We start from the raw sequence: 10,673 nt of genomic DNA, 5'->3' as shown, positions 1-10,673 counted from the left end.
GAATGCCGGTGCGTGTTGCCGGCGGGCTCGTCTGCTCATCGTCTCTCCTGATTCGCGGGACAATCTTGCCCGCCGTCAGGCAGAAACTCCACTTACCGCCCTGTCCAGATTTCCGGAGCCAGCTCTGCTCGCGATGGCAATGGAGATTTCACCATCTATCTGCTCAACTATGATGGCAGCCGACTTGTCGATCTCGATCTCGGCAATACGTCCAATGATAACATCCTGTTCATTCGCCATCACGACACGGCCTCCATTTGTGGTCGGTTCGGCTGGAGGTGCAGCGGCGGGACCCTATCCGTAGAATCGAATCAAAAGGCGGATAGCAAAGAACGCCCCCGCAGCTACCACTGCCGTCATGGCTATCGCGAAAGCTATTCTAGCGGCTTGGATGGTGATCTCTTGGCGTTAATTCGAGGGGGCGATCTTGGTGGGCAGATTCACATGCTTCCGCCCCTTACGAGTGACGGTCGCGATGAGGCATTATCGCCGAAGGCGAACTGCGACGCACCTACCAAGATGGTGGGGTATTATGAAGATTTAACGGCCTTGCTGTGGCAATACCATCCGCTCAATCCTGCCTTTTGACATACTGAAGGAACACACCGGGAGGACAATTTGCCTTACACAATCGTCTTTACACAACACCTCCACCCCAGCCACTGACAGTCCTTTCTGCGGCGAGCGGCCACAGGCCTACCGTGGTATTTTGCACCATTGCCGCCATCTCCACCGTTGAGGCCAGCAGTGCCATTCAAGGCCCGGAAAGCTACGGGTCCAACCGCGAAATCGCGATCGGCCACAAACGGTAGTCGTCCGGAATTCCCTCAACCTGAGGATCGCTCTACAGAATTTATCGCGATGGTTATTGGGTTTCGGAATAATGTGGGAAGCGCCAACAAGAATAACGGAGAATGAGGGATATGAGCCTGGAGCGCCAGTACCGAGAGCTAAAGGATTTGCAAGAAAAGGTCCGTCAACGTGAAGGGAAGAATTGGTCCCGGCGGTCCCTCGAAAGGCAGTCGGTGTGGCGAGAGGTTCTTCTCTCAATTCCGGGACACATCACCTCCGAGCCATGCCTGGTGCGTGATCTATCCAGTAGAGGCGCTGGCATTCAGCTTAACGGACTCACGCTTCTGCCGACGGAGTTTTCGCTTTCTTTCGATGGGTTTCGCACCACCTCTCCTTGTCGCCTCACGTGGCGAGGGGAGACTTTATCGGGGTGGCGTTCCAAAACACGGACCGTTATTCAGCCCTCGTGAAGCCAAATACGAAGCCTGTTTTGCGGTAGTAGCGCCTTGCGTCAGCTTCCCGCACCGAGAAAATGAGTAGTTGCTAAATCGCGCAAATTGAGATGAATACGCCCACTGGCTGGAGGCAAAGCCCCAGAGGCCGACTATGCCAAGGACCATTCGTGAACAGCTCGAAGAAGTGGAGCGAGATATCACGCTTTACAATGAATTCGCAGAGGCTGAGAAAGCTCGCTTCAAACTTGAGTGTTTCCTTTGGACCGCGGAAGAACGCATCGAATGGCAGGAGACGCAGCGTTCGATTGCCGAGTACCTCAGGGAGCTCCACGACAAGCGCATCTTGCTTGATGAGCTTGAAGAATGACCTAGTGCTTCGCCGCCGTAGGCATACGATGAAGGCGCCAGATTGGCACATGCACGTGAGAGTCGGGCTTGCCAAAATACCTCCCGGCCCGGGGCGCGCGTACGCACGTCTTCCGCTAGGGGAACGAACACTGGTGCTACACAACACGGACAAAAGACACTCAAGTCGTCTTATGGGTCTTTCTGAGACACGCCTTGGCGACTGCTGGCGCAAATTGCGCTAATTAAGGCCGCATTCGCCCGATGAGCCACAGCTCGACTGCGGCTTTGTGCGTCCATTTCCGCGCCAATTTTCCTCGCGTCTTCTGGCCGATTTCTAGCTGGTTCGCAGCGCAGTCAAAGGCCGAAAGTGAAGGTGCGCAGTCCCGCGATCCCGGGCCGCCTCGGCTTTCCCAAAGTACCTTTGCAATCGATGGCCCTCGGCGGCCTCGCGCGGGTCAATCGACCCACGTCGCGCGCCATCCCTTGCGCTCGGCATCAGAGACCACGCGCTGCCGATCCCAGCCGAGCATGTAGCTGAGGATGGGGTGTGTTCGGATCACGCGGCTTGTCGGTCCTAGGACTACAGCAGCGTGGAAGTGCGGCGCATCGATCACGATCATCGGCCGTGCCCTTGTCGGCGCAGGTCTCGTCTAATCCGGCCAGCTCGATCTTGAGCGCTTGGTCCCGGTAGCCGAACGTACTGCACCGGCTGCGCTGGCTGTCGGCATTGAGACCATTGTCAGCAACTTGACGCCGGACGCCGCGACGAAGTGCCTGCAGAGCCCGCGAATTCACTTCGGCACGCGACTTGCTCTCTTTGCCGCATCATCACCAATCGCAGTGCGATGGTCTTCGGGACGGACTCGGCGCGCGTCGGTGTTAGCGTCTGGTCCGCCCCGACGGTTTTGCTGCGCGATAACTTAAGGGCGCTCGGTCGTGGACCGAGAAAATACAGGGACGTGTTGGATGCGATCTGGAGTTCTTCTTTTGGGAGCCACGACAATTGCGCTCGTCGCAACCGATGCAACGAATGCGGCAGACCTCGAGCCAGGAGTGAAACTGCCACCGGCGGCTATATTGGCGGGCACGTCGGCGGCGGCTACGGCCGCACCTCCTTCAGCAATCCCTACGGTCCGTCGATCTATGGCGATGTCGTCGATACCCCAGTGTTCCTCGCCGGTGGCCAGATCGGCTACAATTGGCAGAAGAACGGTTGGGTATTTGGTGTCGAACTGGATGCCAGCGGTGCTGTCTCCGACGGGACAAATACCTGCCTCGCCGCCTCCGGCTTTATTGTGAGCGCAAACTGCAAGGCAGGTCCCAACGTCTTTGCCACCGGGACCGGTCGCGTCGGTTACGCGTTTGGCGCGCTGGGCCACACGCCGGCCTATCTCAAGGGAGGCGTCGCTTGGCAAAACAACCGGGGCGACGTCGTCAACAACTTCGAAGGCGGGTCGCCACAGGAGAAAGCCCACTTCGACTATGGTCGCCTTGGCGCCACCATCGGGCTGGGCGTCGAGCAAGCGCTTACGCCTGCATGGTCGGTGAAAGCTGAGTATGACTATCTGCATTTCGGCGGACCGAGTGTCGCGACTCCTCCGACGGAGCAGAATCCGCCGTTCGCAATTCTTCCGGCGAACACAACGGGCCTCTCCAGCAACTATCACATCGGAAAGATCGGCTTGAACTACCTTTTGGCTCCGACCCATGGACGGCGCAATGGTCGGATGCGCCGCTGTACGCGAAAGCACCCGCCGGTGCGCCGATCCGGTGTAGCCGGTGTAGGCCGCAGGCTGGTTGGTTCATTCCCGTGCCAGCGCTGAGCAGCTTGGGGTTTTCTTTGTGGAACCTGACGAACTCGATCAGGTTTTCGATGCCAAAGTCGCAGAACGCCTGAACACCATCTTCGCCGACGCCATAGACCCACTGGCCGCTCTCTACACGGCTTTTGCGACATGCCGATTCAGACTCTCCGCGAATTATAGCCATCGGAGCACCTACCGGGAATCTGGCAGACTGAACAATCCGCCTCCAGCATTGGTCACGTCAAATGTCGTCCTTAAGTCAGGTCCTTGCGATCAGGGCTACCAAAAGTGGCAGGTGTCCCATATTGGAGATCGTGTTACCCTCTGAAGGTTGATTGAGCTGAGCCGCGAAACCAATCACAACGTTACAGTTCAGAGAGGAGACGTTCAATGGCATCGAGCGTAGCTGAAGACGAGAAACGCCGTACACAGCAAGCGCCGCAAGTGACCCAGGCATCGGCTGCTGGGCCAGGTGGCGCCGCCGAGCACACTAAGCAGTCGACGGCAGCCACGCGCGCTTCATTCGTGTTTGCAGATTGGCAGAAGTCGATCGAAGCAACGACAAACTTCTTCGCGGCGGCTTTGAAAGACGGTTTGAGATTGACTGCTTCCTCTTTGCACGATCACGCCAATTTTCTAAAAGTCGTTGCTGAGGTCAAAACGCCCTCCGAGTTGCTGAAAAGCTATCTGGACTTGGCAGAGCGATCTTGGTCGAGATCGTTCAGTGAAGGCTCGAAGTTGTTGGATAATCTCAAGATACAACAACATCAGCGTTGAGCAGTCGAATCGTGTAGATCATATAAGCGACGACGAGCTTGGGGCAGTCGCCTAGTACTTTCCCAAGATCGTCTGATCGGCCAGTTCTGATGGCAATGCGCCTTCGGTAGAGCAAAGCATTTTCGAGCGGCCGGTGGTCAGCTCATTGTCGCCGTTTGCTGAAAACGGACGCGGGTGTAAGAGCAGGAAGGCCGTCCAGGCATTGGTGCCCGCAATTTGTATTATAAGGCCACGATCGGAGCAGCGACAGCATTGCTTATGTGCCGGTCCGCACCGTGGCTGCAGGCGCACCTTGAAAGAACTCGGAAGCCGCGAGCCAAAGGCCGCTGGCGGCGTGGGTTCCTTGGCATTAGCGCCTCGATTTCTGTCCTGGGCCAGCCATTAGGGATACGCTGAAGCGTTGTGGTGATCATGCGAATGATCGACGTTGTTCATATTCGCAGTCTGCAGCAGTGATGATCACCGCTTTTCATCCGCGAGCTCGCTGATTATGCCGCAAGCCGGATTATGCCGCATGAGCAGTCTTCTTCGCTTCGAGGCTGGCACCCGTTGGTCGCCACGTCGCTGCGCGGGGACCAGGTCGCCGCTGGCATGGCACTGACCAAGCGGCTAGTTCCGAACGACGCAACGCACGTGCCCGCGGCTGCTCGGCAGCTGTGGAGGGGCACCAGCGCAGCATAGCTGGCATAGGAGAGCCAACGGGTTCTTTCATAGCCGTCGGCGTAGACGGCGTTGATGGTCTCGGGCGTTAGATGGCGATGAAAGGCGGACGTTCTCCGTCGAGTCGCCACCGAGAAGTCGCCCCGCGGCGGGCGCACGCGGCAGCCTTCTCCCTTGCGTGTTTCATGCAGTGCGTTAGGACCCTAGCTTGCGTCGCTGTAATGGCCCATCAATGGGCACGCCAAGAGCCCGCGGCTGAACTCAGGATCCGATGAACTCTAAAGCTTATCGATCACTATTTGCCTGGAGTTGCGGTTTCCGAAAGGATATCAATGACCTCGAGCTTGGCGTCATACTCCTCGTATGTGCCAAGCATGGGTTCGCCAAGTGCAATATTGTGCACGGGATCGACAATCGAGGGTGAGTCGTAAGTTAGGGAGATGGGTCCAGTAAATTGAACTTGATCGCCAAGCTCGTCGCGTCGCAACGTTCGCGCGGTGCACCATTTGACGAGCTGCGTTACTGCGCCCTTCCCGCGCTCATTGATGGGGGGCAAATGCCGAACCGAGTAGAAATACGTCCGCGCAGAAAACATCTGTTGCGAACTCGAGCTCATGCGCTGGTCCGGTTGAGCGGTAAGAGTCAGCAGGCGCTTGCCAGCTGGACGCTCGAGCGTACCCTGAATTAGGCCACCTTCTCTAATCAGAGTAATGTGCGCCAGCTTTTTTGGAGCACCAAGAACCTCTCGTCCCGAGGCAAGCGCTGCATCATTCGTTGTCACGTAAATGTAAGGAATGTAAAAGCCGGTCTCACCGCCGGGATCACGAACTTGAATTCCTGAATAGCACTCCAAGTACGGCCCCACAGTGCTTGAGGGATAGCTCGCGACCCCCACAACGGCGATTGCAGGGTTTGCTACGGGTACTAATCCCTTCGGTAGTAGAGAGGACACCTCGCTCCCCACGCTGAATACAAGGTTTATGGCTTGGCAGCCGAGAAACGCGCTGCCACGGTCTCTGCTCCCACGGTAGAGAGGCGCATCAAGAGGAATACCTTTTACCTCGGGCATCGCATTCCTCCTCGCTCTTGGAGTGTTTGGACGCAACTGTAGATTCAGCTAACTCATCTCAGCAACAGTGCTCGGTTTTTGAAGCATCCTGAAGAGACTGTGATGATGCAACCTCGATGATGCAACCTCCAATGCAGCTCGGTGATCCCTCGGCTCATAGAGCGCTGATCATGATCGTCTCGCCGACGACGCGTACAGTTCTGCGCGCTGCACCTCAATTCTGTGGTGCAGAATGAGCTTGACGATCGTGCGTTCATTCCCGTGAAGTATGCTCACCGACGATGATGATAACTCGATAGGCCTCTCTATCTGTCGCATGCAACGTCGATGCCAAGCACCTCATTCGGTGTTAGAGGACTCGCTCGGATGAAGATGAGCTATGCGGGAAAGTGGGTGCTGACGGAATGAGATAGGCGGCGTATCGAGGCGGGTGTCGAGCCTGCCAGAACCTCTCGAGGAGAGCGATACGCCATGAACGATACTAGCAACATTGTCCCGCTTCGTCAGCCCGACGAGATCGATGATCCACTGACCAATATCCTGCGCGCCGGAGCGCGGCAGCTTCTTGCACAGGCCGTCGAGGTCGAAGTCGAGACATTTCTTGCCACGGTGAATGATTTGAAGCTTGCCGACGGACGCGCCCGTGTCGTGCGGCATGGTTACGGCCCGACGCGAACGATCCAGACTGGCGTCGGCCCGGTCGAGGTCGCGCGGGCGAAGGTTCGCGACCGTGGAGCGTCCAGCGAAGGCGAACGCATCCGGTTCAGCTCGGCAATCCTGCCGCTGTGGGCGCGGCGAACCAGAAGTCTGGATGCGCTGTTGCCAGTGCTCTATCTGCGCGGCATCTCGACCGGCGACTTCCAGGAGGCGCTGACGGCCCTGCTGGGCAAGGATGCGCCGAACCTGTCGCCGGCGGTGGTGTCCCGGCTGACGGCCGAGTGGCAGGGCGAGTACGAGCGCTGGCAGAGACGCGATCTGTCGGCGCGGCGATACGTGTACGTGTGGGCCGACGGGGTCTTCCTGCAGGCCCGCATGGAAGACCACGGCGAATGTATGCTGGTGCTGATCGGCGCGACGCCGGAAGGCAAGAAGGAACTGATCGGCTTCCAGGTCGGCGTCCGGGAGAGCGCGCAGAGCTGGCGCGAACTCCTGATCGACGTCAAACAGCGCGGATTGCAGATCGCGCCGGAAATTGCCGTCGGCGACGGCGCGCTCGGCTTCTGGAAGGCGCTCGACGAGGTCTTTCCCGGCACACGGCACCAGCGATGTTGGGTACACAAGACCGTCAACGTCCTGGACAAGGTCCCGCTCTCGGTGCAGGCCACCATGAAGAAGGATCTGCGCGAGGTCTATTGGGCGCCGAGCCGGGCGTCCGCCGAAGCGGCGATCGACGTCTTTGCCGAGAAATACTGCGCCAAATACGGCCGGGCGGTCGACTGCCTCGCCAAGGACCGCGACGCGCTGCTGGCCTTCTACGACTTCCCTGCCCAGCATTGGGATCATCTGCGCACGACCAACCCCATCGAAAGCGTGTTCGCGACTGTGCGGCACAGAACCGTGCGGACGAAGGGCTCGTTGTCGCCGACCAGCGCCAAGCTGATGGTGTTCAAGCTGGTGATCACCGCTTCAAAGACCTGGCGGCGGCTCAAAGGCACAAATCAGTTGCCCAAGGTCATCGCAGGTGTCAGATTCAACGACGGCATCGAGGTCATCCACGTGCCGGCAAACCACGCCGCCTGATCGCCTCATCACCCAAAATCCCGCATAGCTCCCGAGCAAGAAGCGAACGCGAAAAGGCGCTTTTATCGGTTCGCTTGGCTGGAGCTCCGAGCTAATTACGCTCTTCATAAGTTTGCCGCTTGGTGCAGGCGGTTCATCGGCAATGCAACGAGCTGCCAGCGAGAATGCCAATCGCGCGCAGCGCGGCGGCCGCTTTCGCGAGTGGTGTAGTCATCTTGACGGTGCCGATTTCGTTGCTGGGCATGGTGTCAATTCGTTGCAGCAGTCGCGCGAAGCTGCTGACTTGTCTGTCCAGAAGAGCGACGTCGACGTAGTCGCCCGGTTCAATACTTAACAGGTACTGCGGCACGGTTACGAGCGCGATGTTTGGGATGCCTTTTAGGTAGAGCGGCTGGCCTTCGCCGAACTGAATGAGCGCGTTTGGGGCCGACACTCTCGGCGCTTGCCCGGTTGTACGCCACTCTGATTCGATAAGCGCCGTCAGCTGCGCGGTGGAGGCGTAGAGCAGTTCGGGTGCGGGGTTGCCTGTCGGCCCGTAGGTGTTTTTGAGGGGATTGTCCCGGTATTCCCGAGCGCCGAGGTGCTCGATCACCAGGCCCGCCACCGCGTGGCGATCTCCCGGGCCACCAGCCCACCATTGTGGGTGATCCCGCAACCAGCGCGAAGTGGCTTGGCCATAGTCAGTGACCGCCGGGATTCGAAGGTGTCCAGCTGTTAACACGAAGATGACGGTGCGTGCCAATGGTTGAGCGACCACCAGGCGCGCGAGTTCGACCAAACCGATGTGGCCGTTCTCCTCGACAATATTTGTACCGTCGCTGTGGCTTACCACGAGCACAGTTTCGTGGGCTGCGCTGTTACCTTCCACGGCCGCCCATATTGTTCGCATGGTGCCGTCTCGGTCGATCACGGCGTCGACGATGAGCATCGCCTGCCTGCCCAGAGAGGCGGCGTCCAACACAAAGTCGGCGTCGTCTCCGGCCACGAAGACCGCTGGAATGTTCTGGTAGGGCAACGTGAACGGTAAGTACTGTCCTTTGGCGTTGCAAGTGCTTATGCCACGCCAGGCGAAGATCACCGCCTCAACGCCAGCTCGTCGAGCACGCGCCAGACCGAGGCCGGCGAACGTGGCAGGCAGCAGCGGCATAGGGGTCTTGCCCCATGCACGCGCCCGATCCCAAGTCTTGACCGCCGCATCAAACGGGAACTCCCGATTTCGGACCTCGACGACCGCAATTCCTCCGCGCGCTTTGCTCCATCGCGGTATTGGACCGCGCAATCTGTACAACTGCTTCTCGGTCCCTAGGGGGCCGGTGGTCCCCGAGTAGGGAAAGACCGAAGAGATCGCTATGTCGCGCCCGTCGATCTTAAGACGCAGACCGTCGGGATTTTCGGCAGCCATGCTCCAGCGATCGAAATGCAAGACGTCCTCGTGAACTCGCATACCGAAGTCGGCCCACTGCTGTTTGACATGCTCTACAAGTTGATCGTGGCTCTTTGAGCCCGAGATTCGGGAGCCAAGGGACTCCAAGTACATCAGCTCGGCGCGGATGGTATCGTGGTCCACGGCGAAGAACTCCATTCTGCGGATTTCGGCAGGGAGAAAGTGCCCCAACAACTAATATCTCTGCTCGGTCCGGAGGAAGTCGCCAGATTCGACGACTTCAGCGCGGCTGGTTCTTATCTGCAAAGGGAACGCATCGGTATCTGCTCACTTCTTTCGTCAAGTCAATTCTTGAATTCGAGCCCTCCGTACCATCAGCGCTCAGGATCCGGAACACACAATAGGCGCGCGTCGAACATGTTTGGCCGCTCCAGCCGTAAGCGTCAGAGTACAACGTGCAGGACGAACTGGCTTCAAATCCTGTGCCAACTACGAGGCGCATCGACATTGCCCTCAGTTGCCACGCCTGGCGCTCAAGCCAATGGTCATCCTTTACGCCAAGCATCGACGCTTTACTCAGCCTTCATTTACGCCAAAGGATTTTCGGTAACATCGCCGGTGATTGGCGGCTGCTCAAGCACCTGAGCAAACCGCCCTAGGAGGTCGATCGACTTCGGCGACATTTCCGCGATGGGACCGGGTACATAGCGTGCGACCAGGTAGGCGCGGCGGCGCTCCTCAGAGTCATCCAGCACAATGGCAGGGTCTCGATTGCTTGCTCCCGTTCCAAAGTGGCGATGATGGTCTGTTGGCGAGTGATTGTAGTCAGACGGTCAGAAGGGACAGAGCGGAACGGCTCGTTCTCCGTCAGGACGCGTGACCAGCGATCGAGACGGTCGCGGCGGATACCGCCGCGATCGCTCACAAGCAGCGCCATAATGCGGATGACGGCCTCGATGAAGCCGCCGGTCGCGATCATCTTAAGCGCAAACTGAACGTCCGGGCGCGACCTCAATTCTTCTCGCGTCATCTGCCTCGCCTGCACTTCGTAGCGATCACTAAAATAGTGCTGCAAAGGAGTGTTCCACATGCTGTGGAACATCAGCTCATACATCATGTCGCGCAGGTCGCGCCAGCAGATCATCGCATGTGCGATATGCTGCACATACAAGGCTTCCGCCAGCAGGAATGGATTATCTACTCTGGCCTTGGCTCGAGACTGGCGAACCTGCTCGCTTATGGACTTGAAGCCAGCCAGCATCAGATTTCGCGAAGACATTAGCGCTCGCGACAGGCGCTCCGGGTGAACACTTCGGCTAGCTTGGGCCGTGAAGGTTGTGACTGCAGCTCTGACGAAGGGGCGGGCGATTGTGTGATAGATCTGTGCCTGAAGTTCAGACGCCCGGTCAACCGCACCGAAAGGGAACTCATCGCGATAGTCGTCGTTCAATGCCCGGATGTCCTTGAAGCTGCGTTCGACTAGTTCAACACTGAAGCTTTTTCGTCCATCATGTTCCAGAGCTGGCTCCGGAAATCTGGACAGGGCGGTAAGTGGAGTTTCTGCCTGACGGCGGGCAAGATTGTCCCGCGAATCAGGAGAGACGATGAGCAGACGAGCCCGCCGGCAACACGCACCGGCATTC

The 10,673-nt window shown here is 58.4% G+C and carries 9 protein-coding genes; 4 read left to right on the top strand and 5 right to left on the bottom strand.

Annotated features, from left to right (window positions below):
* Window positions 1-75: 75 nt before the first annotated feature.
* Complete coding sequence (locus I6F37_RS38095) at window positions 76-240, bottom strand: hypothetical protein (protein WP_225154110.1); 165 nt, start codon at window positions 238-240, stop codon at window positions 76-78.
* A gap of 1,158 nt (window positions 241-1,398) precedes the next feature.
* On the opposite strand from I6F37_RS38095, the gene I6F37_RS38090 reads away from it, so the two are divergent.
* Window positions 1,399-1,614: a hypothetical protein gene (locus tag I6F37_RS38090; protein ID WP_036046582.1), complete on the top strand. Its 216-nt coding sequence runs from the start codon at window positions 1,399-1,401 to the stop codon at window positions 1,612-1,614.
* Window positions 1,615-2,050: 436 nt separating this feature from the next.
* On the opposite strand, the gene I6F37_RS38085 is transcribed toward I6F37_RS38090, so the two are convergent.
* Window positions 2,051-2,215, bottom strand: coding sequence for a hypothetical protein (locus I6F37_RS38085; RefSeq protein ID WP_157785314.1), 165 nt, complete (start codon window positions 2,213-2,215; stop codon window positions 2,051-2,053).
* Between the two features lie 339 nt (window positions 2,216-2,554).
* On the opposite strand from I6F37_RS38085, the gene I6F37_RS38080 reads away from it, so the two are divergent.
* Both I6F37_RS38080 and I6F37_RS38075 read left to right on the top strand, forming a co-directional pair.
* A complete protein-coding gene (locus tag I6F37_RS38080) occupies window positions 2,555-3,418 on the top strand; it encodes an outer membrane protein (protein WP_225126637.1) in 864 nt (287 codons plus the stop codon).
* A gap of 372 nt (window positions 3,419-3,790) precedes the next feature.
* Complete coding sequence (locus I6F37_RS38075) at window positions 3,791-4,177, top strand: hypothetical protein (protein WP_036046585.1); 387 nt, start codon at window positions 3,791-3,793, stop codon at window positions 4,175-4,177.
* Between the two features lie 955 nt (window positions 4,178-5,132).
* Here I6F37_RS38075 and I6F37_RS38070 read toward each other — a convergent pair.
* Complete coding sequence (locus I6F37_RS38070) at window positions 5,133-5,906, bottom strand: acetoacetate decarboxylase family protein (protein WP_109146014.1); 774 nt, start codon at window positions 5,904-5,906, stop codon at window positions 5,133-5,135.
* Window positions 5,907-6,377: 471 nt separating this feature from the next.
* On the opposite strand from I6F37_RS38070, the gene I6F37_RS38065 reads away from it, so the two are divergent.
* Window positions 6,378-7,646 carry an IS256 family transposase gene (locus I6F37_RS38065; protein WP_036046588.1) on the top strand — a complete coding sequence of 423 codons (1,269 nt, stop codon included), beginning with the start codon at window positions 6,378-6,380 and terminating at the stop codon, window positions 7,644-7,646.
* 133 nt (window positions 7,647-7,779) lie between these two features.
* Here I6F37_RS38065 and I6F37_RS38060 read toward each other — a convergent pair whose 3' ends face one another.
* Both I6F37_RS38060 and I6F37_RS38055 read right to left on the bottom strand, forming a co-directional pair.
* The gene (locus I6F37_RS38060) at window positions 7,780-9,228 is read right to left on the bottom strand and encodes a hypothetical protein (protein ID WP_036046590.1); all 1,449 of its coding nucleotides are present in this window, start codon (window positions 9,226-9,228) and stop codon (window positions 7,780-7,782) included.
* 457 nt (window positions 9,229-9,685) lie between these two features.
* A partial coding sequence (locus tag I6F37_RS38055) for a DUF3141 domain-containing protein (protein ID WP_225154109.1) occupies window positions 9,686-10,673 on the bottom strand: 988 nt, incomplete at its 5' end.

The organism is Bradyrhizobium sp. NBAIM08, from assembly GCF_020193935.1.
In the GTDB taxonomy this organism is placed as follows: Bacteria; Pseudomonadota; Alphaproteobacteria; order Rhizobiales; family Xanthobacteraceae; genus Bradyrhizobium; species Bradyrhizobium yuanmingense.
The sequence above is the reverse complement of the archived record's forward strand: the minus strand, read 5'-3'. Positions and strand labels throughout refer to the sequence as shown.

What these genes read in the sequence shown, in the direction of transcription:
- I6F37_RS38095 (WP_225154110.1), bottom strand. Translation starts at nt 240, where the DNA reads ATGGCGAATGAACAGGATGTTATCATTGGACGTATTGCCGAGATCGAG.
- I6F37_RS38090 (WP_036046582.1), top strand. Translation starts at nt 1,399, where the DNA reads ATGCCAAGGACCATTCGTGAACAGCTCGAAGAAGTGGAGCGAGATATC.
- I6F37_RS38085 (WP_157785314.1), bottom strand. Translation starts at nt 2,215, where the DNA reads ATGATCGTGATCGATGCGCCGCACTTCCACGCTGCTGTAGTCCTAGGA.
- I6F37_RS38075 (WP_036046585.1), top strand. Translation starts at nt 3,791, where the DNA reads ATGGCATCGAGCGTAGCTGAAGACGAGAAACGCCGTACACAGCAAGCG.
- I6F37_RS38070 (WP_109146014.1), bottom strand. Translation starts at nt 5,906, where the DNA reads ATGCCCGAGGTAAAAGGTATTCCTCTTGATGCGCCTCTCTACCGTGGG.
- I6F37_RS38065 (WP_036046588.1), top strand. Translation starts at nt 6,378, where the DNA reads ATGAACGATACTAGCAACATTGTCCCGCTTCGTCAGCCCGACGAGATC.
- I6F37_RS38060 (WP_036046590.1), bottom strand. Translation starts at nt 9,228, where the DNA reads ATGGAGTTCTTCGCCGTGGACCACGATACCATCCGCGCCGAGCTGATG.